Raw genomic sequence first — 26,968 nt, forward strand, 5'->3', positions numbered from 1 at the left:
ATGACGGCTATGAGCGTGCTTCCGGTGCCCGCGGGCGGCCAGTACCGGCAGCCCATCATCACCGCCGCCATCGAACTCACCGCGAAATCCGGCTGGTCAACGGTCACCATGGCACGGCTGGCCGATCTGGTCGGGGTGAGCAGGCAGACCGTCTACAACGAGATCGGCTCGAAAACCGCGCTCGCCGAGGCGATGATCTCGCACGAGCTGCGCCGGTTCCTCGCCGTCGTGAGCACCGCGTTCGACCGGCATCCGGACGACCTGGTCGAGGCGATCTACGACGCCGTCCGCGCGGTGCTCGAACTGGCCGACGACAACATCCTGCTGCGCGCCATCGCCTCCGCGACGCACGGCACCGACAACGAGTTCCTGCCGCTGCTGACCACCCGCGCCGGCACCCTGCTCACCGAAGCGAAGGCCGTCCTGCGCGGCCGGGTCCGCGGCTACGCGCCGCCGCTCGACGACGGCCAGCTCACCGTGGTCATGGACCTCGTCGTGCGCACCGTGCTCAGCCACGTCATGCAGCCGTCGGGCACGCCCGCCGAAACCGCCGACGGCCTGGCCTGGGTCGCCGCTCGCGTGCTCGGCACCGCCCCGTCGGCATCGATGCGCACCCGCTCGTAAACCAGGTGCGCGGTTCGGGCCGTGCGTGCCAGCGTGGCGCGCGTGAACCGTGAACGACTTTCCGCACTCGCCCACACCCGGCACCCCATCGCGTCCCCGGTCAGCGACGACGAGGTCCAGCGTCTGCTCGAGCGCAGCATCCCGCACGAAGACGCGGTCATCCTGGACCTGGGCTGCGGCGGTGCCGAATGGCTCATCCGCGCTCTCGCCGCGTACCCGAAACTCCGCGCCGTCGGCGTCGACACGTCGGAATTCGCCCTCTCCCGCGCCCGCACCGCCGCGACCGACCGAGGCGTCGCCGACCGTCTGACCCTCCACCACCAATCCGCCACCGAATTCCCCGCCGCGCCAGAGTTCGACACCGTCCTGTGCATCGGCTCCACCCACGCCTTCGGCGGTTTGCCAGCCACCCTCGCCGCCCTGCGCACCCACGTCCGCCCCGGCGGCCGCGCGCTGATCGGCGACGCCTACTGGGAAGCCGAGCCGACCCCCGCCGCGCTCGAGATCTTCGGCGACCTGCCAGACCTGCCGGAACTCCTCGACCAGGTGATTTCCGCCAGCTGGACGCCGACCCACGGCCACACGAGCACCCGCGGCGAACTGGACGCCTACGAATGGTCGTGGACCGGCAGCCTCACCGAATGGGCCCTGGACCACCCGGAAGACCCGGACCAAGCCGAAGCCCTCACCGCCGCGACCACCCACCGCGACGAGTGGCTCCGCGATTACCGCGCCTCGTTCGGCTTCGCCTGCGTGGTGGCGCGCGCTTGACAAAACTTCTTGTCAATGCGACGTTCGGATCTGACCCCCACCCCGAGAAAGGGCAGTCCGATGACCGACCTCGTCCCGTTCCTGATGTTCCAGAAGCGCGACGCCGCCGAGGCCATGGCCTTCTACACCTCGCTGTTCCCGGGCGACTCCGTGCTGTCCGAGGAGCGCTACGGCGCCGACGGACCCGGTCCGGAGGGAACGATCGTGATGGCCGAGTTCACCGTCGCCGGACAGCGGGTGCGGTGCAGCGACAGCTTCGTCCAGCACGCCTTCGACTTCACGCCGTCCACATCGCTGTTCGTCACTGTGGACTCGACCGACGAACTGAAGCGGATCTACGAGGCACTCGGCGAGGGCGGCGGAACCCTGATGCCGCTGGACGATTACGGCTTCGGCCCGTTCGCCTGGGTGAACGACCGGTGGGGCGTGTCCTGGCAGTTGAGCGCCAAGGGCTGAGTATTTTTGGAATATTCCATCAGCGCTCCCGTACATTTCCGTCAGCCGGACTCCGGACGCAAAGGCGAGCCACAATCCTCAGGTGGGTGACGCGGGAGAGTCCCGCCGCCGCTATGGTGACCACGAAAGGTGGAAAATCAGCCCGAGGGGGGCCGGTGGAAAACTCAGCACCCATGCTTGAACTGCGCGTGCAGGCTGGCGGCGACATCATTCGAGAAGAACGACTGGCGCGCGCACTGCGTGCTGAAATCGAGAAAAACGGTGGCGCAGAAGTACGGATTCCGCAGTCCGGGCCGGGCCCGGACGGCGCAAAAGGAAGCAGCGTCGGCAGTGCCGACCTGTGGGTCTTCCTGGCTGCCACCGCGGCTCCGCTCGGCACCGCGCTTGTCACGCTGATCAAGGAGTGGTCGAAGACCAAGCGCGCCACGGTGCGGCTGAAGATCGCTGATGTCGAACTGGAGATGCCGTCCGGGACGGACGAAGCACAGGAGCGCATGCTCGCCCGGATCATCGACAAACGGCACCAGTGAGCGGCGGCCGCAAACGCGCGCTGCTGATCGGAACGGCCGGCTACCGGGACACCGCCGGATTCTCTGCTTTGCCCTGCACGCACTCCGATGTGGCAGAGCTGCGACAAGTTCTGGAAGACCCGGCAATCGGCCAATTCGCCGAGGTGCAGGCAGTTCTCGATCCGGACGCCGCCATGATGCGGGATCGCATAGCCGCGTTCCTCGGTGACCTGGAGGTCGACGATCTCGGGCTGCTCTACATCAGCGGGCACGGCCATCGACTTTCCGGCAGCACGTCGGAATTCCATTTCATTGCGGCCGACAGCAGGAAGGCGTCCTGCGAGCAGACTGCGGTCGGCGCGTCGTTTGTCAACGAACACCTGGAAAACAGCTATGCCGCACAGAAGGTCGCCATTTTCGACTGCTGCTACAGCGGTGGCTTCAGCCTGGGCATGACCACGCGCCTCGCCAAAGGCAGCGCGCACCGCAACGGCTTCCCGCAGCCGCGCGGTGTGTACGTGATGGCCTCGAGCGGTCCCAGCGAATTGTCCTGGGTCGACTCCCGGCCGAGGTCCGGGCCGACGCTTTCGTTGTTCACCGCGGAACTCGTGACCGCACTGCGGACCGGCAAGGCGGACACCGACGGCGACGGGATCGTGTCCGCCAACGAGTTGTTCCACTACGTGAACGACCAGGTTCGCGCGGTACAGCCACCGGAGCAGGCCGAGCGGCAGGTACCGGTGTTCTCCGCGGACCGGGTCAACGGGCAGATCCACCTGGCCCGCTGCCAGGCCGGTCAGGCGATCCGCCCGGTCGCGCAATCAGCTGTGCAGCCCACAGCAGGGCAGCCCTCGGGCAAAGGCACTGCCGCCAGCGCTTTCGGCGCACCAACGCCAGCCGCGCTCTTGCGCTACTACCAGGCCTGTGTCCGGAAGGACGACGCCGAGCCAAAGCGACTGTTGGACGCGCATGCGCAGCGCCAGTACGCCTGTTTCCAAGGCGCGGAAAGGCTGCTGGTCCGCGACCTGGACTCCGACGGAGCTGTGCCGATGCCCGCCGAAGCCGCACAGCTGGTCGATTCGGCCGACGAACACACCGAGCTCTGGTACGGCTATCCGGCCGTGGTCCTGCACCAGGGTCGCGGTCGTCCGCAGTTTGCCCCGCTCTTCCTGACCCAGGTAGAAGTCGTGGACAGCGCGGGCGGACGACGGCTCCGGCCGGTTGGCGAGGTCGTTCCGCACGACGGCCTTGTGAACGCCTTGCTGGACAACGACGAGGCCGCGGCACTGCTCAGCTCCTACCAGTCGACCTGGCAAAGCGGGATGCACTCGCATCTGTTGCGAGAAGTCCAACACTTCCTGCGCGAGGACTTCGGACTGGCCACGGTTCAGCCGCTGCGCCCGAACTCGCTGGAACCCGAGATCGAGACCGACACCCCGACCTCCGGAGCGCGGAACGCGGCGGTGCTGTTCGCGCACCAGGCAGGCGGTTCGGCGAGCAATGGCTTGATCAAAGACCTCGACTACATCGCCGACCACGAGGGGGAAATCCGCAAGACTGCGCTGGCACCATTGTTCGGCCTTCCCGGCAACGCGGCCGTCCGGCCGTGGCGGCCGGTCTATCTCGAGCAATGCAACGACGGCCAGCGCGCGGTGCTCGAATCGGCGATGACCCAGCAGCTCACCGTCGCCACCGGCCCGCCAGGCACCGGGAAAAGCCAGCTCGTCGCCAACGCTGTCGCCACCGCGCTGGTCAACGGACAGTCGGTGCTGGTCGCCTCCACCAACAACCGTGCAGTCGACGAGGTGTGGGAGAGGTGCGAAAAGCTCGTCCCCGGTGCGGTGGTCCGTACGGGGAACCAGCAGATGAAAGAGCGGGAAAAGCGCACACTGACCGACTATCTCGCCATGCCGCCGCCGAGGCAGCACTCAGCGACTGCGGTTGCAGAGCTAGACCGGGTGTTCACCGCCCACACCGAAGCAGTCCGTGCCTTGGCCGCAACTGCGGAGCAAGAAGCACGCCTGCTGGCGTTGGGACAGCACCGCAAGGCACTCGCCGAGCAGCTCTCCAGCACCACGGCTGCCCTCGCGACGGCTTTCTCCGCCACCGACCTCGCCGCGCTGCACCGCCGTGCAAGCCGAGCAGCCAACGCGAAGTTCTTCGGTGCACGCCGGCGCGCGAAGTTCTGCGCTTCGGTCGGGTGGCACGGCGAAACAACGGCCGAGGTTTGCCAGCGCCTTGCGACCTGGGCGTGGGCGGAGTTGCAGTGGCAGCAGGAACGCGCCCGGCCGACTCCGTCCGACGACCAGCTCGCCGCCAACCTCGCGCAGGCAGAGAACCAGGTCCTCGCCGCTTCCCGCGCGGCGCTGGAGACGGTCGTGCGAACCTCGGCACACACCGGCAAAGCCGAGATCGAAACGCTGCTCCGAGCGTCGTCGACCGGAGGCTGGGCGGCGATGCGCCGGTGCCGGGAGCACGTCAAGGGCTGGGCACTCACCGCGTTGAGCGCCCGTCGGCTTCCGGCCGATGCGGCCTCGTTCGACCTGGTGATCGTGGACGAAGCAAGCCAGTGTTCCGTCCCGCACCTGATCCCGTTGCTCTACCGCGGCGCGCGGGCGCTGGTGATCGGAGACGTGCAGCAGCTCGGCCCTGTGATCAAGTTGTCCGAGCAGGCCGAAGCCGAACTCGTCAAGGCGCACCGGGTATCGCCTGTCTGGCTGGATTCCCGCCAGCTTTCCTACCGGCGGCATTCGGCTTTCCACGCGGTCGAACGGCTCGTCCGAGCTCCGCTTCTGCTTGACGAGCACTACCGCTGCCATCCGGAGATCGCGGACCTTGCGAACCGGCGCTTCTACCGGAGCCAGCTCACCGTCCTGACCGACGAGGCTCGACGCACGCAGCTGCCGGGGGCACCGATCAGTTGGATCGACGTCGCCGGAGCAGCGACCCGAAGCACAACGACTTCCTGGCAGAACGACGTCGAGGCGCGCCGTGTCGCCGAGGTCGTCGAACGCCTGCTGGCAGAGCTGCCCGAATCGGCGACGATCGGTGTCATCACGCCGTACAAGGGCCAGGCCGGCGTTCTCGGAAGGCGTTTGGCTCACGATCCGAGAGTCGTCACAGGCACCGTGCACACTTTCCAGGGCGGGGAACGGGACGTGATCGTGCTGTCCCCGGTCGTCAGCCGAGACTTTCCCGCGCAGTCGAAAAGATGGCTGCAACAACAGGACACGCTGTGGAACGTGGCGGTGACACGCGCCCGCAGCCGGCTGATCGTGGTGGGCGACCGCAGCGTGTGGTCTGAAGACGACAACATCGGCGCAGCGCTGGTGCGGGCCGCCGAGCGCAGTGGCAGTACGGAGCACCGCGCGAACGCGGATTCTCTTCTGTCCGCTTTGTATGCATGGCTCCGGCACCGCTGCCAAGGCCAGGTCGAACTCCTGGCCTACCGCAACGGCTACCTGGCCGACGCGGTCTCCGGAGAGCACACCTTCCTTCTCGACCGAGGGCCGGTCGATGAGCGTCCTCGGCACCAGCACCTGCGAGTGCAACTGCTTCGCACCCGCCTGCTCAACACCTCTTCCAGCACCACGACCCGGGTACCGGCGTGGCGCCTGTTCGACAACGCCTGACCGCTAGGAGATCCTGATGTACACCGCCGAAGTCAACCGCGCCCAGCCTGCTTGCCTCATGCTGCTCATCGACCAGTCGTATTCGATGTCGGAACCGTGGTCGCAAGCCACCATGTCGAAGGCTGCCGCACTCGCCACCGCGGTCAACAACGTGCTCGCCACCTCAGTCGTGCTGTGCACGAAGGGCGGCCGCCGCGTCGTGGACTACTTCCAGGTCGGCGCGCTCGGCTACTCCGATATCGTGTCCTCGCTGTTCGAGAACAGCACAGTGGACGAACCGCTGCGACCGGTAGGCGCCCTAGCGGACAAGCCGCGTCGAGTCGAGAAGATCGTGCCCGACCCCGCCCAGCCGGACGAGTTCGTCGTCCAGCCGGTATGGGTCGACACAGTGCACGGCGGGCGGACCGCGATGACCGGAGCGTTGGCTGCCGCGGAGAAAGCTGTCTCGGCCTGGTGCGCCGACCATCCCGACAGCTTCCCGCCCATTGTCATCAACCTGACTGACGGCATGGCCACCGACGGCGACCCGCTTCCCGCGGCACAGCGCATCCAGGCGCTTGGCACGAACGACGGCCCCGCGCTTCTGCTCAACGTCCACCTGTCGCGGACCGGCGAAGGACGCATCAATTTCCCCGGTACCGCGGCGTCTTTGCCGGACAAGGAGGCCCGTCTCCTGTTCGAAATGTCCAGCGAACTTCCCACACCGATGGCCGAGGCCGCGTCCAGCTTCGGCTACGACCTGGTCCCCGGTGCTCGTGGTTTCCTGTACAACGCCGACCCGTCGACGGTGGTGCAGTTCCTCGACATCGGCACCCGCGGGATAACCCCGGGCGGATTCCCCGAGATCACTGATGGCCAGTGACCACCGATCGAGGAACCGGCCTGTGCGTCGTCACGGCGTCGGTAGCCAAACAGGGCAAGGACGATACGGAGAATGAAGATTTCGCGGCGACGAACCTGACGACACGGCGTTTCGCGGTTGTCGACGGGGCGTCGGACGCTGCTCGTCCGGAGGTCTGGAGCCGCCTGCTCGCGCAGTCCTATGTGAATGATGAGCTTGATCTGACTCGGGTCGCCGTGCTCGACGAGCTCGGCAAGCGATGGCATCAGGAAGTCTTCAGCGCAGACTTGCCTTGGTTCGCCAGGCAGAAACTGTCCCACGGCAGTGCCGCGACCTTCGCCGGGCTCGCCCTGAACGGTTCCGCGTTCGACGGCGAAGCAGTGGGCGACTGCTGCCTGTTTCAGCTGCGCGACGAAGCGATCATACTGGTCTTCCCGTTGGACGATCCCGCCCAGTTCACGAACTTCCCGGACGTACTGCGCACCCATCCGCCAGCCGGGCACGACCTCGACACGGTCCGCAGGCAACACGGTTCCTGGCTCCCCGGAGATCTTTTCGTGCTGGCCAGCGATGCGCTCGCCAAGTACTTACTGGAGCGCCCCGAAGCGGCGCGATGGCTGGAACAGTTGCTCGCCAGTCCTGACTCCTTCGCGGACCTGGTAGCTGAGTTCCGCGCAGATGGCCTCGACAACGACGACACGACGATTTGCGTGGTACGCCCATGACGCTGCCGGACATGGAAGCCTATCAAAAGGCCGTCCAGCTCAAGAAGTCGTTCACCGACCCAGTGCTTTCGCGTGGTGAGCTGGAACGGACACCGCTGATGACGCCAGTCGTCGCGTCCGGCGGGTTCGCACTGACCTACCTGTTCACTGTAGACGGCCAGAAGGTGGCCGTACGGTGTTTTCACAAGCAGGGAAACCATCTCGAGGAGCGCTACCACCAGATTTCCCGGTTCGTGAGCCTTCACCCAGAACTGTCCTTCCTGATCCCGGTCGACTACTTGCCCCATGGCATCGAGGTGAACGGTGCCCGCTATCCCATTGTCAAGATGCCGTGGGCAGACGGCTATCAGCTCGACCATTGGGTGGAAGACCACCTGCGAGAGCCTGACGCGTTGACCGCGGTGGGCCGTGAAGTGGCCAAGGCTGCGACACAGCTGCGCGCGGCCGGTGCCGCGCACGGCGACTTCCAGCACGGCAACATCCTGATCGACGACGACAACGCGATCCGACTGATCGACTACGACGGGATGTATCTTCCGGAACTCCGCCGATATGGCGCGTCCGAGCGGGGCCATCGGAACTACCAGCACCCGTCCCGGCAAAACAGTTACAACGCCGATCTGGACAAGTTCGCCGCTGCGACCATCGAACTGTCCCTCGAAGCACTTGCCCACGCCCCGTCGTTGTGGAGCCGGTTCCACACCGACGACCACCTTCTCTTCACCTCGCGCGACTTCGCCGAACCTGACACGTCAAATCTGTTCTCCGCGCTGTCCGCGATGCGGCCGGTCGCCGACGCAGCTGCCCGGCTCCGGCGGGCCTGCCTGGCCCCGCTGCCCGAGATCACCCTCGCCTTGTCCGGCGGCCAGGCGACCGAGGACCACGGCCGGGCGTCCCAGGCCGCCCCGGACGAACTCGTCTGCATCGAGGCGCACGACCGGAAGAAGCTCTTCCAGCACATCGGCGACAAGGTCACCGTCTTCGGCCAAATCAAATCGATCAAGCAGACCGACCTGCCGCGCGGCCACATCACCCACCTGAACACCGGCGACTTCAGAAAAGGCGCCTTCGTGTTCATCGCCTACGACGAAGCTCGAAGCACTCTCGAAGAACGCTTCGGTTCGAATCTCGGGGGACTAGACGGCAGCTGGATTTCGGTCACCGGCTTGTTGGCGACCTACCAGAGCCGCTGGCACCTTACGCCGGAGATCGAGATCGTGCGCGGCTCCGCAGTGCGGACGGTCTCCGGCGAGGAACTGATCGCGCTCCGAGCCAGCAGCCGAGGCGAAAACCCGCCTGCCCCCTCGACACCGCCGCCCAAACGGGTGCGAGCGTTCCCGCCGATCGACATCCAGGCGGGTTTGAAAGAGCTGTACTCCGATTCGCCCGCTGTCCGACAGGCCAAGCCGGCTCCCGCTCGACCGGCTGCAGGCCCGAGATCCTCCGCAACGGCGTCGCCGCCGCCTTCGGCGCCGCCGCCTAGATACCCGCCGCCCGCCTCAAGGCCACAGGCCAACCCATGGGTACCGCCGCCCGCGCCGGTCCGTCCGCCGATCCCGCCTCCAGCCAACCCCTGGATACCGCCGGGTGCCCCCGCCCGCCCTTCCTGGGGGACCCGCCTCCGCCGATGGTTCGAAGGACGCTGAGTCCCGCACGGCCCCACTCGGTTGGCGCAGCATCCCGGCGGCACCCGCACTCCAGTCGACGCCCTGAGCCAACAAGATACGCGTACGGTTTCTTTTTGCGATTGCTAATCATCACAGATCCGCAGCTCGAGCGCAATTCCCAACGCTATTGACCCAGTGACAGATACCGCGAAGAGAAATACGGACCGGTGACCCACGGACGGGTTAAGCGGGGCTATTCGGACCCCGCTATGGTGGGCATTGGGAGGTTGGCAATCAGCCTGAGGGGGGCCGATACCTCATCCCGTGGGCCAGCCGTTTACCTGCAGTAGTCCCGCTCGGGCGGTGCTGCGAGGGCAAGCGGCTGGCCCTTTTTTTGCCGTACTGCGGATCAAGCGCCACGACGGTTTCCCGGCGCCGAAACCCTGGCTGAAGAAGAATCGTCGCAGCGGAATTCTCTAGGCGGTGCGGCTCCGGTACAGCCACCACACGTCGCGCCCGAACGACCAGCTCAAGGTCGCCACCGCAATCCCCGCCAGGACCACTGGCGCGAACCCTGCCACCGCGGCTGTCAGGGCGATTCCCTGCAGAGCCGCTACTGCCTTCCGGGCTCGGCTGGGGCGCAGTGGGGCACGGAGCCACGGCCACAGCCGAGCCGCGGCGACGAATGCGTAGCGCATCAGGCCGATTGCCAGTACCCATGGGCCGACCGTGGTGGCGGCTAGGACGCTCAGCACCAGGATCAGGAAGGCGTCCGCTTCCATGTCGAAGCGGGCGCCGAGCGCGGAGACGGTTCCGGTGCGGCGGGCGACGTAGCCGTCGAGTGCGTCCAGGGCCAGGGCTACCGCGGCGATGGGGACGATCAAGGTCAGCTGCGGATGCCCGCCCAGGCGGTCGGCGGCCAAAGCGGTCACGGTGCCGATGAGGGCCGCTCGGGCGAGGGTCACCTGGTCGGCGGGGCCCAGCCGGTACACCCTGATTCGCCAGGCGCCCTGCGTGAGCAGCACTAACAAACCCAGGAGGTAGGCCACGCCGACTGCCCAGCCGGCCGGGCCGAGGCCGGTTGTCACCGTCAGCAGGGTCAGCAGCGCGAGTTGCGCCAGCAGCGCGGGGGCCTGCTGGACGACGGTTGAACCCAGCTCGGCCGGGGTTCGTGTACAGGTGGAGACAGCCATTTCTCCTCGATCCGGCAGCAACGGAGGACAACCTTGACACGGGCGGCGCAGGCCTTCTGGTTCACTTCGGCCGAGGGCGGGGAGCTCCGATCGGCCGAGGTGGCTGCTCCACAAGCCGACGAAGTGCTGGTCCGAACGCGATTTTCGGCGTTGAGCCGGGGCACCGAAAGTCTGGTCCAGCGCGGCGGGGTGCCGGAGAGCCAGCACGCCATCATGCGCGCGCCGTATCAGGAGGGCGACTTTCCGTGGCCGGTCAAGTACGGCTACCTGAACGTCGGCGAGGTCCTTTCCGGACCGCCGGAGCTGGCCGGCCGCACGGTGTTCTGCCTCTATCCACATCAGACCGAGTACGTCGTGCCCGCGTCGGCGGTCACGGTGGTGCCGGACGACGTCCCGGCGGCGCGGGCGGTGCTCGCCGGCACCGTCGAGACCGCGGTGAACGCGCTCTGGGACGCGGCCCCGCTGGTCGGCGACCGGATCGCGGTGGTCGGGGCGGGGATGGTCGGGTGCAGTGTCGCGCGACTGCTGTCCCGCTTTCCCGGCGTGGACGTCCAGCTCGTCGACCCCGACCCGGACCGCGCCGAGGTCGCGGACGCGTTCGGCATCCGGTACGCCACTCCGGAAACCGCGAGCGGCGACCTCGACCTCGTGGTGCACGCCAGCGCGACCGACGCCGGGCTCGCGCGTTCGCTGGCGCTGCTCGGCCGCGAGGGCACGGTGGTCGAGCTGAGCTGGTACGGCGACCGTCGGGTGTCGATACCACTCGGCGAGAACTTCCATTCGCGACGGCTCACCGTGCGCGGCAGTCAGGTCGGCACCGTTTCGCCGGCTCGCGCGGCGCGGCGCGATTACGGCGACCGGATGGCGCTGGCGTTGCGGCTGCTCGCGGACCCCGCGTTCGACGCGCTGATCACCAGCGAATCCACTTTCGCCGAGCTGCCGGATGTCGCGGCACGGCTAGCGGACGGAACTCTGCACGGACTGGCTCACCGAATCACCTACCCGTAAAGGAGAACGCGTTGTTCAGTGTCACCGTGCGCGATCACATCATGGTCGCCCACAGTTTCCGCGGCGAGGTTTTCGGCCCGGCGCAGCGCTTGCACGGCGCGACGTTCGTGGTCGACGCGACGTTCCGGCGGTCCGAATTGGACTCGGACAACATCGTCGTCGACATCGGGCTCGCCACCCAGCAGCTCGGCGCGGTGCTCGCGGACCTGAACTACCGGAACCTGGACGACGAACCCGATTTCGCCGGGATCAACACGTCGACGGAATACCTCGCCAAGGTGATCGCCGACCGGCTCGCGGACCGGATCCACGCCGGGGAACTCGGCGAGAACGCGCGCGGGCTGGCCCAGATTTCGGTGACCCTGCACGAATCCCACGCCGCTTCGGCCGGATACGAGCGTTCCTTGTGACCACAGTGGACTCTTCCGGTTACGCGCCGGAATGGCTGCGGCTCAGAGAACCGGCCGACACGGCGGCGCGGGCGGCCGATCTGGTCGCCTTGCTCCCGGCCAGCCCGGCAGTCATCCGGGATCTCGGGTGCGGCACCGGGGCGATGGGACGCTGGCTGTCCGGTCGCCTCCCGAAACCGCAGCGGTGGATTCTGCACGACCAGGACCCGCGGCTGCTCGAGATCGCCGCACGCAGTCTTCCACCGGGGATCAGCGTCGAGACCGAACAGGCCGACGTGACTCGGCTGAACCTGACCGGCACTTCTTTGGCAACGGCTTCCGCTCTGCTGGATCTCCTTACCCAGGAAGAAATCCAGCGATTGGTGAAGTCCTGTGTGGACGCGCAGAGCCCGGCGCTGTTCACGTTGTCCGTGACCGGATCGGCTCACCTCACGCCAGCGGACGCGGCAGACGAAGCACTCAACGCCGCCTTCAACGACCACCAACGCCGAGGCGGCAAGCTAGGCCCAGAAGCCGCCGCCTTCACCGCAGCGGAGTTCCAGCGGCACGGTTGGACCGTCCACACCAGACCGTCACCGTGGCAGCTCGGCCCGGAACACCGCGAACTCATCGACACCTGGTACCGCGGATTCGTTGCCGCGGCCCGGGAAGAGCAACCTGACCTGGCGGTACCCGAGGATCGGCAGATCACCGAGGTTACCGTGCACCACCAGGATTTACTGGCTCTCCCCTGATTCCCGCCGCGCCCGGGCGCGGCGTTTGCCCTCGTGCATCGCCGCGACCCGGGCGACCGGGATCGTGTGCCCCTCGGCCACGAGATCCGCCGGAAGTTCCTGCGGTTCCGGCAATTCCTCCGCCCACGGGTCGGCACTGCCGAGCAGCCCCACCGCGGTCTTCACCGTGAAATCCGCCGGTGTGACGTCGTCCGCGTCCGCCCAGCGAACCGGGAACGACACCGGCGTGCCCGGCCGGATCCGCGGGCTGTAAACCGCCGCCACGGTCGCCCCGCCCGCCCGGGTCGAATCGAGAAACACCTTGCCGTGCCGGTCTTCCCGGATGAACGCCGTGGTCGCCAGCTGCGGATCGATCCGTTCCGCCCGCGCGCCGACCGCCCGGGTCGCCGCCGCGACGTCCTCAAAGGACAGACCGGGAACCAGCGGCACGAACACGTGCACACCCTTGGAACCGCTGGTCTTCAACGCACCGGCGAGCCCGACGTCGGCCAGGGCCTGTCGCACCAGTCGTGCCGCCGCCACCGCGACGCCGAAGTCAGCGCCCTCCGGCGGGTCCAGGTCCATGATCAGGTCGGTCTGACCGATCGGCTCCACCCGGGTCAGCGCGGGATGCAGTTCGACCGCGCGCTGATTGCCGAACCACAGCAGCGTCCGGCGGTCGTTGCACAGGCCGTAGGTGACTGTCCGTTGTGAACTCTCCGCCCACAGTTTCGCCCGCGGCACCCACTCCGGCGTGTACTTCGGCAGGTTCTTCTGCATGAACGCGTCCTGCCCGCGCAGCACGCGCATCACCGACAGCGGACGGTCGCGCAGCACCGGCAGCAACCGGTCCGAGACGGCGTCGAAGTAGTCGACGAGGTCGCGCTTCGTCGCCCCGGCGTCGGCGAACAGCTCCTGGTCGAGGTTGGTCAGGGAAACCCCTTCACGCACCTCATCCGGTTTGGCCATACGCCAACCCTTGCCGACCGCAGCATTCCGGTCAACCGCTTAGACGAGCGGTTTCCCCTTCCGCAACCGCCGCCGGAAGTCCGCGAGGCACGCGTCGTAGGGGAACCGCCGCACCCGCACCGGAAGCGGTTCCACCATTCGGCCGATCGCGCGCATCAGCCGATCGAACCGGCGCTGGTCGGCGGCCGACCACGGCAGCCGCATCTGCTCGCGGAACACCTCCGGCAGGAAACCGGTCGTGACGAAGCGGTGGAACCGTCGGAAGAGGAACGAGAGCGGCCGCGGCAGGAATTCCAGATTCGCGATGGCGGTGAGGTACTCGCGGAGCCGGTCGTCGATGTCCACTTGAGCCAGTCCGTCCGCCCAGTACGCGGCGAAGTCCTCCGGCCAGTCTTCCGGACGCACCTGCAGCGTCGTGCCCAGCACCGCGGCCTCGGCGTACCAGGATTCCGGGGCGGGCCGGCCGAGAAACACGCGATGCACGTCCTCGACGCCGTGGGCCAGGCAGGCGGCGACCCACAGCTGCAGCTCCCGATCGAAAGCGCGGTACCGCACCGGGCTCGACTCGGTCGAGACCACGTGCGCGTGCACCGAATTCACCGCCCGCCGGTACGCCGCGCGGTCCGCGTCCGTACCCAGCACGGCGACCGCGAGGTAGGTGACGGTGGTCCGCGTGCGTTTCAGCGGATGCTTGAACAGATTCCCCGAGTCGACCCGGCTTTCCAGCACGCCGTACCCGACCTCGGGCCGGCCCAGCTGCATGATCACGTTCGCGCCGCCCGCGAGCAGGCTGACCCCGAGCACGCCGTCCTGGAGCATCCGTCCAGGGGAACGCCTCCGTTGACACGTTGTCAAGAGCCCTCAGGCGCGCACGACCCGCACGTCCGAAACCTCCAGCAGCCCGTCCAGGTGCACCCGGCCCCGCGTCTGCGCCGGGTCGACGACCAGGCCGTCGCGCCGGACCAGGTCGAGGACGCGTTCCGCCAGCGGCAGCACCATGTGCCGACCCCAGCAGCGTTCGTTGCTGTGGCCGAACGGGAGGTAACCGGGGTGGGTGTCCGGGTCGAGCGAAGCCCAGCGGCCCGGCCGGAACTCGTCCGGCGCGTCCCACAGTTCGGGGTCGCGGTGGCTGAGCAGCGGCAGCAGCAGGACGTCGTCGCCCGGGCCGATCCGGGCGTCCACCTCGGCGAACTCGGGCGAACGCACGCGCAGGATGTTCCACGACGGCGGCAGCAGGCGCAGCGCCTCGTTGAGCACGTACTCGGTGGGCACGTCGTCGTCCAGCGGCGAACTGAGCCACAAAGCGTTCGTGACCAGCGCGGCGACGGTGAAGCAGACCGGCCCGGCCACGCGCCGGTAGAGGTACATCGCGAAGCGCCGCTGGTCGTAGGTGTCCGCCTCCAGCACCATCCGCGCCAAAGTGGACAGCGCGACCTCGGGCGCGGGCCGTCCCCAGAGCGCGGCTCCGGCGGCGACCGCCGCCCAGGTGATCTTCGGCGTCAGCTCCAGCCGCCGGTCGACGAGGAACCGGAACCGCCACTGTTCGCGGCCGAACACCAGATCCCGCAGGTAGTTGTGCGGCACGGCGGGCCACGTCCCGGAGAGATCAGCCTCGCCGAGCGGCTTCTTGAGCGCGGCGCGCACGTCCGCGCCGACCGCGCGCATCAGCGCCGACGATTCCGGCCGCGTAACGGTCCGGCCGCGCACCGGCTTGAATGTCGGCCGTTCCTCGGCGTTCGCCGGCCGGCTGCGCAGCAAAGCGTCCATCAGCTCGGGCCCGGCGACGCCGACGGTGTCCGGTTCCAGCCGAAAGAAGGATTTCCCCCGATAACGGTCGAACAGTTCTTGAATGCGCGGCGCGAATACCACTTGCCGCACTTTGTTCCGTTCAGCGGGAATGGTCACCGCACAACTCCTCGCGAGCGGCGGCACGGGCCGGTTCCGGGAAATTCCGGAACCGGCCGGTACCGTTTAATGGGACCGTCAGATCCAGCCGTACCAGGCGTAAGACTTCAGGCTCTTGCTCGGAAGGGCCTTGCGCACGAGACGAACAAGCTTCACGGAAATTCCTCCGTCTTCTCCGAAACTTCGACCGCACTCGCGGCCGTTGCCGACAGTACGGCGAATTCCCGGGAATACGCGGCAAGATAACCTGAACGGCCCACTCGGCTGGATGATTTCGGGAGTTCCCGGTCGGCGGTTCGGGAATTCCGGCCCGAATTCATTGGCGAATCCGAGGCGGCGTCGGTATCCTTCGCCGCTCGCTAAAGCACTGACCGGGCGAACTCGATGAGCACCCGCGCCGCGGGCCCCACCGGCCCGTCGGACCGCCAAGCCAGCGCCAGCTGCCCGCGCAACTGCGGCCGCAACCGCAGGACGTGCAGCTCCTCGGCGTAGTAGCGAGCCAGCGATTCCGGGACCAGCGCCACGCCGAGGCCGCGCATCGCGAGCTTGGCCAGCACGTTCGGGTCGCTCGCCTCGATCGTCACCCGCGAACGCAGCCCGGCCGCGGCGAACCCGCGATCCAGCACACCGCGCATGCCGGTGCCCTTGGGCAGGCAGATCAGCGACCGTTCGGCCAGTTCCGCCAAGGTGAGCGAGGCACGGTCAGCGAACTCGTCACGCAGCGCAGCGACCGCGACCAGCTCCTCGTCGAGCACGATCTGAGTGGTCAGCCCAGCGGGCACGCCGTCGGCCAGGCCGATCACCGCGACGTCCAGCCGCCCTTCCCGCAGCGCGTCGACCATCAGGTCGGAATTCGCTTCGCTGAGCGTGATTTCCACTCCCGGGTAGCGTTCCGCGAACCCGGCCAGGAACTCCGGCAGCGCCACCGGCCCGGCGGAGGTCACCATCCCCATCGCCACCTGGCCGCGCACCAACCCCTCGTGCTCGGCGACCGTCTCGCGCACCGCCGCGACCGCGGCGAGCGCCGCCCGGGCGTGCGGCAACGCGGCCTCGCCGACGCCGGTAAGCCGTACCGTGCGCCCGGACCGGTCGAACAACGGCTGCCCCAGCTCGCGTTCCAGCCGCCGGATCTGTGCACTGACCCCGGGCTGCGCGACGTGCATCCGGGCCGCCGCGCGCGTGAAGTTGGCTTCCTCCGCGACCGCGACGAAGTACTCCAGCTGATGCAGTTCCATAAACAGTAATTCTAGCTGCTGGAACTAGTATCTCTTGGACTTATCGTGGAAGAGCCAGCACGCTGAAGACATGCAGACGTTCACCGCAGACCAGACCGGCTACCGCGAAGAGATCGCCGGGTTCCAGACCGGTATCACCTCTACTCCGCACCTGGTCGTCGCCGCCACCAGCGCCGACGACGTCGCCGCGGCGGTCCGGCTCGCGGCCGAGCGCGACCTGCCGGTTTCCGTGCAGGCGACCGGCCACGGGCTGCGCGCGCCTGCCGAAGGCGTGCTGATCTCGACGCGCCGGATGACCGGCGTGACCATCGACCCCGACCGCGCCGTGGCACGCGTCGAAGCAGGAACCACCTGGGGCAGCGTCATCACCGCGGCCGCGGAACACGGACTCGCGCCGCTGAGCGGTTCGTCTCCGGGCGTCGGCGTGGTCGGCTACACCCTCGGCGGCGGTTTCGGCCTCCTCGGCCGGCACTTCGGCCTGGCGTCGGACCGCGTCCGCTCCGCCGAGATCGTCCGTCCCGACGGCACGCGCACGACCGGCCCGCTCGACGCCGGGATCGTGACCGCGCTGGAGTTCGAACTCGTGCCGGTGACCACGCTGTACGGCGGCGGACTGTACTTCGACACCGCCAAGATCCCAGACGTCCTGCGCACCTGGCGCGACTGGACCCGCGACCTGCCGGACACCGTCGGCACCTCGGTCGCGATGGTGCCGTACCCGGATCTGCCGATGGTCCCGGAACCGTTGCGGGGCAAGCACATCGCGCACATCCGCGTGGCCTGCCTCGGCACCGGCGGAGACCAGCTCGTCGCGGCCCTGCGCGCGCTCGGCCCGCTCCAGGAAACGCTGACCACGATGCCGTTCACCGACTCCGGCAAGATCGCCGCGGAACCGCCGAACCCGCACTCGTACCTCGGCGACAACCGCGTGCTGCCGGAGCTCCGGGACGACGTGCTGAGCACTGTGCTCGACCACGCCGGCCCGGACGCCCCGGTTCCGACCGTGCTGATCATCGACCTGCTCGGCGGCGCGTACCAGCACTCGTCCGCGCCGGATTTCACCGCCGATTCGCGCTACACCGTGCGCGCGCTGTCGATGGTCGAGCCGGACGCGGCGACCGTGCAGGCCGCGCACGCCAAGCTGTTCGCTCCGCTGGACCCGATGTCGACTGGACGGTTGCGGAGCTTCGTCTACGGACAGCCGCTGGGCTGAGTCAGCGCTCGAGAACGAAGACCGGGATCACGCGCTCGGTCTTCTTCTCGTACTCCGCGAAGCCCTCCGCGTGCTCGACCATCTTGGCGTAGAGCCGGTCGCGCTCGGCGCGGTCGGTGACGAGCTTCGCCTTCGCCGGGAACTTGTCGGTGCCGATCTCGACCGTGACGGCCGGGTTCGCGACGAGGTTGTGGTACCAGTCCGGGTTGGTGTCCGCGCCGCCCTTGGACGCGACGATCACGATCCGGTCGCCGTCAGTGGTGTACACCAGCGGGCTGACCCGCTGCTTGCCGCTCTTCGCGCCGGTGTGCGTGATCAGCACCATGTTCTTGCCCTCGAACATGCCGCCGACCTTGCCCGCGTTGGCGCGGAACTCGTCGATGATCTGCTGGTTCCAGTCCGACATCGGAAGACTCCCTGATTGATGATGTAACAACAAACCTAGGATCGCGCGAATCGGGCTGTCAACACACGCGCAGGTACTGTCGCCGCATGGCCACCGAATCCGGCCCGACCGTCGAGGACGGGGTCCGCGAACTGCTGCTTCTCATGCCCCGTCTCGTCGGGCGCGCGAAGCGGACGCCGCCGCCGCCGGAACTCGACGACGTCGCGCTCGCGCCGCGGCATTTGTCCCTGCTGGCCTATCTGTTGTTCGACGGCCCGATGACGGTCAACGAACTCGCCGCACGGCTCGAAATCGCGCCCACCACAGCGAGTCTGATGATCGGCGACCTGTCCCGGCAAGGCGTGCTGGAGCGCGCCGAGGACCCGGACGACCGGCGGCGCACCATCGTGAGCATCCACTCGGACAAGCGGCCCGCCGTCGACGCGTGGCTGGCTCGCGGGGCGAAGGCGTGGGAGGCGGCGTTGTCGCCGTTGAGCCCGGGGGAACGGGCGCTGGTGATCAGGACGTTGCGGGCGTATGAGGAGTATGGGTCGTGAGTGTTCCCGCCGGTTCTAACCGGCATCGCCACTCACGAGGCGACTAGCCACTGCGCCTGCGGTCCCGCGCATTTCCGCGGCCAGGCCGCGTCGTGCTGGTACCACCAGGCTTCGCAGGCCCGTCCGTCCGGCAGCGTGTACTGCGGCGGCCCCGGGACCCGGCGCAGTCCGGCCCGTTCCAGCGAACGGCCGCTCGCGACGTTGCCGACCTCCGCGCCCGCGCGCACCCGCGAAAGCCCTAGATGCTCGTGCGCCAGCACGAGACCGGCGGCGAACAGATCGCGGCCGAAGCCTTGTCCGCGGTACTCCGGCGCGAGATAGCCGCCGGTTTCCGGGCCGCCGTCCTCGCCCGCGTGCACGCTCACGAGACCGGCGCAGCGGCCCGCCACGAGATCGATCGCGACGACGTCCACCGAATGCGGGTCCGGCGTGGTCCAGTCCGGTCCGGTGCCGGGGACGACGCGCAGCGCCTCGCCGCGCATCGGTTCGGCGACCACGGACTCGGCCAGCCAGCCGAGCCAGCGTTGCGCCGCCGGATCACTGCCGCCCGCGACCGCCGCCGCGTACTCCCACGCGGTCGAGGTGCGGAAAAGGAACCGGCCGAGCGCGAAGGCATGTCCACGGCGGTCGCAGGTGCGCTTCGCCATCAGCCGTCCGCGGCGGGTCAGCCGGCTCACCAAAGGTGCATTGCTCACAAACGCCATCGCGCCGGAAATGCTACCCCGCGCCGGTTGCCCGCCCGTCTGTAGTCGGATTCACGACGGGCGGCACGGTATGGTGAGCGGGTGACGGCCGTACCGGAAGCAGCCGATGCCGACAGCGGGCGCGCGGCCCAGCCCCGGCACCTCATCGTGTCGGTCTACGGCGTGCATCACCAGGCGGGCGGCGAATGGCTTTCGGTCGCCTCGCTGATCGATCTGCTCGCCGCGGTCGGGGTCGACGAGCCCGCCGTGCGGTCGTCGATTTCCCGGCTCAAACGGCGCGGGGTGCTCGAAGCGGTGCGCCGCGACGGAGCCGCCGGGTACGAATTGTCCGGTACCGCACTGGATTTGCTGCGCGAAGGCGACGAGCGGATCTTCCGCCGGGACCGCGCGAAGCTCGCCGACGGCTGGCTGCTCGCGGTGTTCTCGGTGCCGGAAGCCGAACGGCACAAGCGGCATGTGCTGCGGACGCAGTTGTCGCGGCTCGGCTTCGGCACCGCGTCCTCGGGCGTCTGGATCGCGCCGGCACACCTGTACGAGGTCACTGTCGGCACGCTGGAGCGCCTCGGGCTCGCCGAGTACGCCGACCTGTTCCGCGCCGAACACCTCGCCTTCGGCGACCCGCGCGAGAAGGTGCGCGAGTGGTGGGACCTGGACCAGCTGGACGAGCTGTACACGGCGTTCCTCGAAGAACACGAACCAGCGCTGCGCCGGTGGCAGCGCCGCCGCACGACGCCCGGCGACGAAGCGTTCGCCGACTACCTGCGCGTGCTCACCGGCTGGCGGCGGATGCCGTATCTCGACCCGTGCCTGCCCGCCGAATTGCTGCCCGAGGGCTGGTCCGGCATCCGCGCCGCCGAGGTGTTCTTCACGCTGCACGACCGCCTCGAGGAGGCCGCGCGCACGCACCTGCGGCAGGTGCTCAGCGGTTGACCACCGCGTAGCCCTGCACTTCCACCAGCGCCTCGACGTCCCACAGCCGGTTCACGCCGATGCCCGCCATCGCCGGGTAATCCGCGCCCACCAGCCGCTTCCACACGCGGCCGATCTCGCGCGCGTGCGCCTTGTAGTCGTCCATGTCGACGATGTAGACGGTCAGGCTGCACAGGTCCGCGGGCTCTCCGCCGGCCGCGCGCAACGCGGTGAGCAGGTTGCCGAGCGCGCGCTCGAACTGCTCCACGACGCCGTCGCCGACGATCCGGTTGTCCGCGTCCAGCGCGGTCTGCCCGGCGAGGAACACGAGCCTGCCCTGCGCCGCCACCGCGTGCGAGAACCCCGACGGCTTGCCCAGTTCGGGGGGATTGATCCGCTCCATGCCGGGAGCGTAACCCATCTATCGTCTTCTTGACGACCGTATGGCAGACGACATACCCTGGCTTGCGTGCGGATTTCAGTAGTCGGCGGCGGGCCAGCGGGCCTCTACTTCGCCGTGCTCGCGAAACAACTCGGCCCGGACCACGAGATCACGGTCTGGGAGCGCAACGCGCCCGATGACACGTTCGGCTTCGGCGTCGTCTTCTCCGACGAGACGCTCGGCGGCATCGAGCACGCCGACCCGGCCGTGCACGAGGCGATGAGCCGGGAGTTCGCGCGCTGGGACGACATCGACGTGCACTACCGCGACACCGTGTCGACCTCGGGCGGGCACGGGTTCGCCGCGATGAGCCGCAAGCGGCTGCTCGCGATCCTGCAGCAGCGGTGTCGCGAAATGGGCATCGATGTCCGATTCCGCACTGTCGCGCCGGATCCCGCCGAACTGGCCGCTTCGTCGGACCTCGTGGTCGCGGCGGACGGCGTGAACTCCGCGGTGCGCACGGCGTTCGCCGATTCGTTCCGGCCGAGCGTCGAGACCCGGCAGTGCCGCTACATCTGGCTCGGCACCGACCTCGTGTTCGACGCGTTCAAGTTCTACGTGCTCGAAACCCCGCACGGCATCATGCAGGTCCACGGCTATCCGTACGGCCGCGACGGCAGCACGTTCATCCTGGAGATGCACGAGGACGTGTGGCAGCGGGCATTCGGGCCGATCGCCGCCACCGGACTCGGTCCGGGCGAAAGCGACGAGAAGTCGATCGAGCTGATCCGCGAACTGTGCGGCGACATTTTCGACGGACATCAGTTGCTGGCCAACAACTCCAAGTGGGCCACCTTCGGCACGGTTCGTTGCGATAACTGGGTCCACGACAATGTCGTGCTGCTCGGCGACGCGGCGCACACCGCGCATTTTTCGATCGGATCGGGCACGAAGCTCGCGATGGAGGACGCGCTCGCGCTCGCCGCGTGCCTGCACGAACAGCCGACTGTTCCGGAAGCCCTTGCCGCGTATGAAGAAGAGCGCCGTCCGGTCGTCGCTTCCACGCAGCGTGCGGCGCAGGCGAGCCTGGAGTGGTTCGAGAATCTGGCGCAGTACACGCATCAGGAACCGGAGCAGTTCGCGTTCAACCTGCTTACCCGCAGCCGTCGCGTCACCTACGACAACTTGAAGCTGCGGGACAAGGAATTCGCTGCCTCGCTGGATCAGTGGTTCGCCGATTCGCTCGGCACGTCCGTCGCGCCGCCGATGTTCCAGCCGGTGCGGATCGGTTCGCTGGAATTGCCGAACCGGATCGTCGTGTCGCCGATGGACATGTACTCCGCGGTCGACGGCGTGCCCGGCGAATTCCACTTGGTGCACCTGGGAAGCAAGGCACTCGGCGGAGCCGGGATGGTCATGACCGAGATGATCTGCGTGTCCGCCGAAGGCCGGATCACGCCGGGTTGCCCCGGGTTGTACAACTCCGAGCAGGAAGCCGCGTGGAAGCGGATCGTCGAGTTCGTGCACCGCGAAACCCCGGCGAAGATCGGGTTGCAGCTGGGGCATTCCGGCCGCAAGGGCTCCACGAAACTGATGTGGGAAGGCATCGACGACCCGCTGCCGGAGGGCAACTGGGAGGTCTGCGCGCCGTCCGCGCTGCCGTACTCGCCGAACAACCAGACGCCGCGCGAGCTGTCCGTCGCCGAACTGGGCGAGATCAAGGACCAGTTCGTGTCGGCCGCGGAAGCCGCCGCACGCGCCGGGTTCGATTTGCTGGAACTGCACTGCGCGCACGGCTATCTGCTGTCGTCCTTCCTGTCCCCGCTCACCAACCAGCGCACCGATTCCTACGGCGGCTCCCCGGAAAACCGGCTGCGCTTCCCGCTGGAAGTCTTCGACGCGGTCCGCGCCGTGTGGCCGGATGATCGTCCGCTGACCGTCCGGATCTCCGCCACCGACTGGTTCGAGGGCGGCAATGACGCCGACGAAGCCGTGGCCATCGCGCAAGCTTTTGCCGAGCATGGTGCGGCCGCGATCGACGTGTCGACCGGCCAGGTGGTCAGCGAGGAGAAGCCGAAGTTCGGCCGCAGCTACCAAACGCCGTACGCCGACCGGATCCGCAACGAAGTCGGCCGCCGCTACGGCACCGCGGTGATCGCTGTGGGCGCGATTTCCTCTTACGACGACGTGAACTCGCTCATCCTGGCGGGCCGCGCCGATCTGTGCGCACTCGGCCGCACCCACCTGTTCAATCCACAATGGACCCTGCACGCGGCCGCCGCGCAGGAGTATCCGGTGGCGTGGCCGAAACAGTGGGCAGCGGGCAAGCGCCCGCCGCAGACCGGCCGCACCGACGGTCCGGAACCACGCCTCGACCTGGTCCGCACCGGCGGCCACCAGACCGCCCATGCCCGCTGGCGACCGGAGGACGCCCGATGAACGCTTTCGCCTTCACTCCGGAACAGACCGCGTACGCCGCTTCCGTCCGGAAAATCGCCGCCGAGCAACTCGTCGAACTGGCCGCCGCCGGTGCCGAAGGCGCGGTAAACCGTCCGCTGCTCAAGGCGATGGGCTCACACGGTTTGCTCGCCCGGCTGTTCCCCGGAGTCGAAAGCGGACAGCCGACCCGGCAAGCCGCCGCCACCGATCTGTGCCTGCTGCGCGAAGCCCTCGCCACCCAAAGCACCGAAGCCGAAACCGCTTTGGCGTTGCAGGGCTTGGGCAGCTACCCGGTACTCCAGTCCGGTTTGGACGAACAGGTCCAGCGCTGGCTCCCCGCCGTCGCAGCCGGTGACGCCGTCGCCGCGTTCGCGCTGACCGAACCGGACGCGGGATCCGACGCCGCTGCATTGCAGCTCGCCGCCGAACCGGACGGGGACGGCTGGCGGCTCACCGGCACGAAAATGTGGATCTCGAACGCCCCGGAAGCCGACTTCTACACAGTCTTCGCCCGCACCACTCCCGACGCCGGATCCCGCGGCGTCAGCGCGTTCGTCGTCCCCGGCGATCGCGCTGGACTCAGCGGTGAGCACCTGGATTTGGTGAGCCCGCACCCCATCGGCACGGTGGTATTCGACGGCGTCCGAGTGAATCGCGACGAACTGCTCGGCGAGGAGAACCGCGGTTTCGCCGTAGCCATGCGGACGTTGGACTTGTTCCGTCCGAGCGTCGGCGCTTTCGCGGTCGGCATGGCACAAGCCGCCCTCGACGCGACCGTGGAGTACACGGCTTCGCGCGAAGCATTCGGCGGCCCGTTGGTGAAACAGCAGACCGTAGCGCACACGCTGGCCGAAATGGCGACGCGGACCGAAGCCGGCCGTCTGCTGGTGTACGCCGCGGCAGCCGCTTACGACGCGGGCGAGCAGAACCTTGCCGGTCGCGCGGCAATGGCGAAGTTGTTCGCGACCGAGGCCGCGCAATACGTCGTGGATCAAGCGGTGCAATTGCACGGCGCACGAGCATTGCGGCGGGGGCATTTGCTGGAGCATCTCTACCGAGAGGTCCGGGCGCCGCGCATTTACGAAGGCGCGTCCGAGATCCAGCGGACGATCATCGCGCGGTCGTTGCAGCGGCGCGGATGAGCCGTCGCGCCGCCTGCTGGTTTTCTGACCAGCAGGCGGCGCGGACACCACACTATTCAGCCAGGGCTAAACACTCGCGCGGCGTTTCGGCTTCCGGTCGAGCCACAGCTGCGCCGCGATCAGAGCGACGGTCCAGCTCACCCACGCCCCGAGCGCCGCGATCGACTGGCCCAGCGCGATCTCGCTGCCGCCGAACGTGGTGGCGAGCTGCGGTCCGAGGAAGATCGCCGCGATCGGGCCGATGAGCCGGTTGAGAATGATCGACATCGTCAACGCGAAACTGCGGACCATCCAGCGCCGGTGATCGCCGAACCGGCGTTCGCGAGCGGCGCGGTAACCCGCCCACGTCGTACCGAGCCACAAGACCGCGAGCAGCACGTCGCTGGCCCGGGTCACCGGCCCGAACGGGGTCGCCGCGCCGATCGTCAGCGCCAGCAGCCCGGACGGCAGCACCCCGGCGAACACGTACGCGCGGCCGGAATAGCGGTGCAGCACCGGGTGCTTGCGCCGGATCCACGGCCAGACCTGCAGCAACGCGGTCACCATCGCGATGGACCCGAACACCACGTGCCCCACCAGGAACAGGTAGTGCGCGGGGAAGGTCGACGGCACCCGCGAGAGCGCCGGGTCGAACGCCAGGTACGGCGGCAGCGCATACGCCAGGAACGCGACCGCCACCAGTCCCAGCGGCGCGATCCACGGCCGCCGCCACCAGTGCTTTCCCGGCTCGACCCGTATGGTTCGCTCCGCTGCGGGCTGCACCCGCGGTGGTCGAAGATCCGTCCCCGCCGTCATGTCGGCCTCTCTCCCGTGTTCGGTCTCGGCTGGCACTTCCGAACGTAGGACGGGGGCTTCCGGCGAACCATGGTGCCGACTGGCGTCCCGGCGGTGGGGGCAGCCTTACCCTCGGCCAGGTGACCCCGCGAGCCGTCCGTGAAGGCCTCCTTCGCCGGACCTGAGGGGAACCCTGAGGGAATCTGATTCCCTCAGGGTTCCCCTCACGTACCTTCACCGGGGTCATGCGGCCCGGGCAGCCCCGACTCAACCGCGCCCGCGACCTCGCGGCCCATTGCCGCAGAGGTCCAGACCAGGCATACTTCTCCTACTTTGTTGCCCGCCACAACAAAGCGCTCCCTCGCTCTAGGTTCCTCCCCGAAACCGAGGTGACCAAGCATGTCCAGTTTCCTGAGACGTCTCCCCACCGCCCTCGCCGCGGCCGCGCTGCTGGCGCTCGGCCTCCAAGCCGCGCCCGCCGTCCTGGCCCCGCCCACCGCGGCGGCCGCCGAAAGTTTCACCGACGATTTCAACGGCCCCGCCGGAGCCGCCGCCGACGCGTCGAAATGGACCTACGAAACCGGCGACAACAACGGCAACAACCACGAACGCCAGTGGTACACCGCGGGAGCCGCGAACGGCGCCCTCGACGGCCAGGGCCACCTGGTGATCACCGCGAAACGCGAGAACTCCGGCCACACCTGCTGGTACGGCACCTGCCAGTACACCTCCGCCCGGCTCAACACCGCCGGGAAATTCAGCCAGGCGTACGGGCACGTCGAAACCCGGATGAAGATCCCGCGCGGCCAGGGCATGTGGCCCGCGTTCTGGATGCTCGGCGGCGGAAACTGGCCTAACGACGGCGAAATCGACGTCATGGAGAACATCGGCAAGGAGCCGAACACCGTGCACGGCACCATCCACGGCCCCGGCTACTCCGGCGCCGGCGGCATCGGCGCGGCGTACAACGGCCCGGTCTTCGCCGACGCTTTCCACACCTACGCGGTCGACTGGTCGCCGAACAAGATCGTCTGGTCGGTCGACGGCAACGCCTACGAGACCCGCACCCCCGCCGATCTGAACGGCAACCGCTGGGTCTTCGACCACCCCTTCTACCTGATCCTGAACCTCGCGGTCGGCGGCGACTGGCCCGGCGATCCGGACGGGAGCACACAATTCCCGCAGCAGCTGGTCGTCGACTACGTGCACGTGACCACGAGCGGCACCGGCGGGTCGAGCGGCCGGATCATCGGCATCGGCGGCAAATGCGTCGACGTGCCCTGGGCCAATCCGGCGAACTTCACCCAGCTGCAGATCACCGACTGCAACGGCAACGCGGCGCAGGACTGGACGGTCGGCAGCGACGGGACCATTCGCGCACTCGGCAAGTGCATAGACGTGAAGTACTCCGGCACCGCCGACGGCACCCCGGTCCAGATGTACGACTGCAACGGCAGCAACGCACAGCAGTGGGTCGTGACCGCCGCGCACGACATCGTCAACCCGCACGCGAACAAATGCCTCGACGCCGCCGGGGTCAGTTCGGCCAACGGGACGAAACTGCAGCTGTGGACGTGCACCGGGAACGTCAACCAGAAATGGTCGGTGAACCAGTAGCCGTCCACTGTGGACACTGTGGACAGCGTCGGCCAAGAATGAGCGGTGGGCCGTAACCACCCCCCGGTGGCCACGGCCCGCCGCGGACACCGCGCGGGCCGGGCGGGAACCAAGATCTGCCGCCCGGCCACAGGCCGCCTTCCGCGCGTCGGCTGGGGGTCCCGGCGCCCGGGGCGGCACGCTCACGCGGCCTACTGCCGAAGGTAGCCAGACCGCGTGCGCCGTGGAGCCTCCGGAGGACAGGAGGG

27 protein-coding genes are annotated in these 26,968 nt (G+C 68.3%); 17 read left to right on the forward strand and 10 right to left on the reverse strand.

Annotated elements, in window-relative coordinates:
* From EIZ45_RS19280 to EIZ45_RS19315, 8 genes are all read left to right on the forward strand, one after another.
* Positions 1-624 (forward strand): TetR family transcriptional regulator, encoded by a 624-nt coding sequence (locus tag EIZ45_RS19280; RefSeq protein ID WP_134665257.1) that lies wholly within the window; start codon positions 1-3, stop codon positions 622-624.
* A 42-nt stretch (positions 625-666) separates the two neighbouring features.
* Positions 667-1,395, forward strand: coding sequence for a cyclopropane-fatty-acyl-phospholipid synthase family protein (locus tag EIZ45_RS19285; protein WP_167756494.1), 729 nt, complete (start codon positions 667-669; stop codon positions 1,393-1,395).
* Between the two features lie 60 nt (positions 1,396-1,455).
* Positions 1,456-1,851, forward strand: a complete 396-nt coding sequence (locus tag EIZ45_RS19290; protein WP_037811038.1) for a VOC family protein — start codon at positions 1,456-1,458, stop codon at positions 1,849-1,851.
* A gap of 173 nt (positions 1,852-2,024) precedes the next feature.
* A complete protein-coding gene (locus tag EIZ45_RS19295) occupies positions 2,025-2,381 on the forward strand; it encodes a hypothetical protein (protein WP_134665259.1) in 357 nt (118 codons plus the stop codon).
* An 89-nt stretch (positions 2,382-2,470) separates the two neighbouring features.
* Complete coding sequence (locus EIZ45_RS19300; protein ID WP_370318152.1) at positions 2,471-5,992, forward strand: AAA domain-containing protein; 3,522 nt, start codon at positions 2,471-2,473, stop codon at positions 5,990-5,992.
* Between the two features lie 16 nt (positions 5,993-6,008).
* A complete protein-coding gene (locus tag EIZ45_RS19305; protein WP_134665263.1) occupies positions 6,009-6,854 on the forward strand; it encodes a vWA domain-containing protein in 846 nt (281 codons plus the stop codon).
* On the forward strand, positions 6,851-7,558 hold the full coding sequence (locus EIZ45_RS19310) for a hypothetical protein (RefSeq protein ID WP_134665265.1): 708 nt from the start codon (positions 6,851-6,853) through the stop codon (positions 7,556-7,558). The genes EIZ45_RS19305 and EIZ45_RS19310 overlap by 4 nt, the downstream gene beginning before the upstream one ends.
* An 11-nt stretch (positions 7,559-7,569) precedes the next feature.
* Positions 7,570-9,204 carry a serine/threonine-protein kinase gene (locus tag EIZ45_RS19315; protein WP_134665267.1) on the forward strand — a complete coding sequence of 545 codons (1,635 nt, stop codon included), beginning with the start codon at positions 7,570-7,572 and terminating at the stop codon, positions 9,202-9,204.
* Between the two features lie 437 nt (positions 9,205-9,641).
* Here EIZ45_RS19315 and EIZ45_RS19320 read toward each other — a convergent pair whose 3' ends face one another.
* The gene (locus EIZ45_RS19320; RefSeq protein ID WP_134665270.1) at positions 9,642-10,358 is read right to left on the reverse strand and encodes a CDP-alcohol phosphatidyltransferase family protein; all 717 of its coding nucleotides are present in this window, start codon (positions 10,356-10,358) and stop codon (positions 9,642-9,644) included.
* Between the two features lie 33 nt (positions 10,359-10,391).
* Between EIZ45_RS19320 and EIZ45_RS19325 the strand changes: the two genes are divergently transcribed.
* The 3 genes from EIZ45_RS19325 to EIZ45_RS19335 are packed head-to-tail and all read left to right on the forward strand — an operon-like array spanning position 10,392 to position 12,510.
* Positions 10,392-11,366, forward strand: a complete 975-nt coding sequence (locus EIZ45_RS19325; protein WP_134665272.1) for a zinc-binding alcohol dehydrogenase — start codon at positions 10,392-10,394, stop codon at positions 11,364-11,366.
* Between the two features lie 11 nt (positions 11,367-11,377).
* Complete coding sequence (locus EIZ45_RS19330; RefSeq protein ID WP_037811036.1) at positions 11,378-11,776, forward strand: 6-carboxytetrahydropterin synthase; 399 nt, start codon at positions 11,378-11,380, stop codon at positions 11,774-11,776.
* Positions 11,773-12,510 (forward strand): class I SAM-dependent methyltransferase, encoded by a 738-nt coding sequence (locus tag EIZ45_RS19335; RefSeq protein ID WP_134665274.1) that lies wholly within the window; start codon positions 11,773-11,775, stop codon positions 12,508-12,510. The genes EIZ45_RS19330 and EIZ45_RS19335 overlap by 4 nt, the downstream gene beginning before the upstream one ends.
* On the opposite strand, the gene EIZ45_RS19340 is transcribed toward EIZ45_RS19335, so the two are convergent.
* The 5 genes from EIZ45_RS19340 to EIZ45_RS19355 form a co-directional block, all read right to left on the reverse strand.
* Positions 12,493-13,458, reverse strand: a complete 966-nt coding sequence (locus EIZ45_RS19340; protein WP_134665276.1) for a DNA polymerase domain-containing protein — start codon at positions 13,456-13,458, stop codon at positions 12,493-12,495. The genes EIZ45_RS19335 and EIZ45_RS19340 overlap by 18 nt on opposite strands.
* A 39-nt stretch (positions 13,459-13,497) precedes the next feature.
* Positions 13,498-14,277 carry an oxygenase MpaB family protein gene (locus tag EIZ45_RS19345; protein ID WP_134665278.1) on the reverse strand — a complete coding sequence of 260 codons (780 nt, stop codon included), beginning with the start codon at positions 14,275-14,277 and terminating at the stop codon, positions 13,498-13,500.
* A 42-nt stretch (positions 14,278-14,319) separates the two neighbouring features.
* On the reverse strand, positions 14,320-15,363 hold the full coding sequence (locus EIZ45_RS19350; protein ID WP_240690736.1) for a cytochrome P450: 1,044 nt from the start codon (positions 15,361-15,363) through the stop codon (positions 14,320-14,322).
* 78 nt (positions 15,364-15,441) lie between these two features.
* Complete coding sequence (locus tag EIZ45_RS47615; RefSeq protein ID WP_350539724.1) at positions 15,442-15,519, reverse strand: tryptorubin family RiPP precursor; 78 nt, start codon at positions 15,517-15,519, stop codon at positions 15,442-15,444.
* Positions 15,520-15,722: 203 nt separating this feature from the next.
* Positions 15,723-16,598, reverse strand: a complete 876-nt coding sequence (locus tag EIZ45_RS19355; RefSeq protein ID WP_043830659.1) for a LysR family transcriptional regulator — start codon at positions 16,596-16,598, stop codon at positions 15,723-15,725.
* Between the two features lie 70 nt (positions 16,599-16,668).
* Between EIZ45_RS19355 and EIZ45_RS19360 the strand changes: the two genes are divergently transcribed.
* Complete coding sequence (locus tag EIZ45_RS19360) at positions 16,669-17,811, forward strand: FAD-binding oxidoreductase (protein ID WP_134665280.1); 1,143 nt, start codon at positions 16,669-16,671, stop codon at positions 17,809-17,811.
* A gap of 1 nt (position 17,812) precedes the next feature.
* Here EIZ45_RS19360 and EIZ45_RS19365 read toward each other — a convergent pair whose 3' ends face one another.
* Positions 17,813-18,217: a nitroreductase family deazaflavin-dependent oxidoreductase gene (locus EIZ45_RS19365; RefSeq protein ID WP_043830655.1), complete on the reverse strand. Its 405-nt coding sequence runs from the start codon at positions 18,215-18,217 to the stop codon at positions 17,813-17,815.
* Between the two features lie 86 nt (positions 18,218-18,303).
* Between EIZ45_RS19365 and EIZ45_RS19370 the strand changes: the two genes are divergently transcribed.
* Positions 18,304-18,753 carry a MarR family winged helix-turn-helix transcriptional regulator gene (locus EIZ45_RS19370; RefSeq protein WP_043830653.1) on the forward strand — a complete coding sequence of 150 codons (450 nt, stop codon included), beginning with the start codon at positions 18,304-18,306 and terminating at the stop codon, positions 18,751-18,753.
* A 32-nt stretch (positions 18,754-18,785) separates the two neighbouring features.
* On the opposite strand, the gene EIZ45_RS19375 is transcribed toward EIZ45_RS19370, so the two are convergent.
* A complete protein-coding gene (locus tag EIZ45_RS19375; RefSeq protein WP_134665282.1) occupies positions 18,786-19,457 on the reverse strand; it encodes a GNAT family N-acetyltransferase in 672 nt (223 codons plus the stop codon).
* 81 nt (positions 19,458-19,538) lie between these two features.
* On the opposite strand from EIZ45_RS19375, the gene EIZ45_RS19380 reads away from it, so the two are divergent.
* Positions 19,539-20,387 (forward strand): PaaX family transcriptional regulator C-terminal domain-containing protein, encoded by an 849-nt coding sequence (locus EIZ45_RS19380; RefSeq protein ID WP_043830652.1) that lies wholly within the window; start codon positions 19,539-19,541, stop codon positions 20,385-20,387.
* Here the strand turns inward: EIZ45_RS19380 and EIZ45_RS19385 are convergent.
* Complete coding sequence (locus tag EIZ45_RS19385; protein ID WP_037811023.1) at positions 20,377-20,769, reverse strand: RidA family protein; 393 nt, start codon at positions 20,767-20,769, stop codon at positions 20,377-20,379. The genes EIZ45_RS19380 and EIZ45_RS19385 overlap by 11 nt on opposite strands.
* A gap of 66 nt (positions 20,770-20,835) precedes the next feature.
* Between EIZ45_RS19385 and EIZ45_RS19390 the strand changes: the two genes are divergently transcribed.
* Positions 20,836-23,187, forward strand: coding sequence for a bifunctional salicylyl-CoA 5-hydroxylase/oxidoreductase (locus tag EIZ45_RS19390; protein WP_134665285.1), 2,352 nt, complete (start codon positions 20,836-20,838; stop codon positions 23,185-23,187).
* Positions 23,184-24,329 carry an acyl-CoA dehydrogenase family protein gene (locus EIZ45_RS19395; protein WP_134665287.1) on the forward strand — a complete coding sequence of 382 codons (1,146 nt, stop codon included), beginning with the start codon at positions 23,184-23,186 and terminating at the stop codon, positions 24,327-24,329. Before EIZ45_RS19390 ends, EIZ45_RS19395 begins: the two co-directional genes overlap by 4 nt.
* Positions 24,330-24,395: 66 nt before the next feature.
* Here the strand turns inward: EIZ45_RS19395 and EIZ45_RS19400 are convergent, their stop codons facing one another.
* Positions 24,396-25,124, reverse strand: coding sequence for a DUF2306 domain-containing protein (locus EIZ45_RS19400; protein ID WP_134665289.1), 729 nt, complete (start codon positions 25,122-25,124; stop codon positions 24,396-24,398).
* Between the two features lie 378 nt (positions 25,125-25,502).
* Here EIZ45_RS19400 and EIZ45_RS19405 point away from each other — a divergent pair, with 378 nt between their 5' ends.
* Complete coding sequence (locus EIZ45_RS19405) at positions 25,503-26,720, forward strand: glycoside hydrolase family 16 protein (RefSeq protein ID WP_134665292.1); 1,218 nt, start codon at positions 25,503-25,505, stop codon at positions 26,718-26,720.
* Positions 26,721-26,968: the final 248 nt, after the last annotated feature.

It is taken from the genome of Amycolatopsis sp. CFH S0740 (assembly GCF_004522315.1).
GTDB classification, from domain to species: Bacteria; Actinomycetota; Actinomycetes; order Mycobacteriales; family Pseudonocardiaceae; genus Amycolatopsis; species Amycolatopsis nivea.

Bases quoted from the DNA above. Each gene is read 5' to 3' on its own strand.
- EIZ45_RS19280 (WP_134665257.1), top strand. From the start codon at position 1: ATGACGGCTATGAGCGTGCTTCCGGTGCCCGCGGGCGGCCAGTACCGG.
- EIZ45_RS19290 (WP_037811038.1), top strand. From the start codon at position 1,456: ATGACCGACCTCGTCCCGTTCCTGATGTTCCAGAAGCGCGACGCCGCC.
- EIZ45_RS19295 (WP_134665259.1), top strand. From the start codon at position 2,025: ATGCTTGAACTGCGCGTGCAGGCTGGCGGCGACATCATTCGAGAAGAA.
- EIZ45_RS19305 (WP_134665263.1), top strand. From the start codon at position 6,009: ATGTACACCGCCGAAGTCAACCGCGCCCAGCCTGCTTGCCTCATGCTG.
- EIZ45_RS19315 (WP_134665267.1), top strand. From the start codon at position 7,570: ATGGAAGCCTATCAAAAGGCCGTCCAGCTCAAGAAGTCGTTCACCGAC.
- EIZ45_RS19320 (WP_134665270.1), bottom strand. From the start codon at position 10,358: ATGGCTGTCTCCACCTGTACACGAACCCCGGCCGAGCTGGGTTCAACC.
- EIZ45_RS19340 (WP_134665276.1), bottom strand. From the start codon at position 13,458: ATGGCCAAACCGGATGAGGTGCGTGAAGGGGTTTCCCTGACCAACCTC.
- EIZ45_RS19345 (WP_134665278.1), bottom strand. From the start codon at position 14,277: ATGCTCCAGGACGGCGTGCTCGGGGTCAGCCTGCTCGCGGGCGGCGCG.
- EIZ45_RS19355 (WP_043830659.1), bottom strand. From the start codon at position 16,598: ATGGAACTGCATCAGCTGGAGTACTTCGTCGCGGTCGCGGAGGAAGCC.
- EIZ45_RS19360 (WP_134665280.1), top strand. From the start codon at position 16,669: ATGCAGACGTTCACCGCAGACCAGACCGGCTACCGCGAAGAGATCGCC.
- EIZ45_RS19365 (WP_043830655.1), bottom strand. From the start codon at position 18,217: ATGTCGGACTGGAACCAGCAGATCATCGACGAGTTCCGCGCCAACGCG.
- EIZ45_RS19370 (WP_043830653.1), top strand. From the start codon at position 18,304: ATGGCCACCGAATCCGGCCCGACCGTCGAGGACGGGGTCCGCGAACTG.
- EIZ45_RS19375 (WP_134665282.1), bottom strand. From the start codon at position 19,457: ATGGCGTTTGTGAGCAATGCACCTTTGGTGAGCCGGCTGACCCGCCGC.
- EIZ45_RS19385 (WP_037811023.1), bottom strand. From the start codon at position 20,769: ATGGAGCGGATCAATCCCCCCGAACTGGGCAAGCCGTCGGGGTTCTCG.
- EIZ45_RS19395 (WP_134665287.1), top strand. From the start codon at position 23,184: ATGAACGCTTTCGCCTTCACTCCGGAACAGACCGCGTACGCCGCTTCC.
- EIZ45_RS19400 (WP_134665289.1), bottom strand. From the start codon at position 25,124: ATGACGGCGGGGACGGATCTTCGACCACCGCGGGTGCAGCCCGCAGCG.
- EIZ45_RS19405 (WP_134665292.1), top strand. From the start codon at position 25,503: ATGTCCAGTTTCCTGAGACGTCTCCCCACCGCCCTCGCCGCGGCCGCG.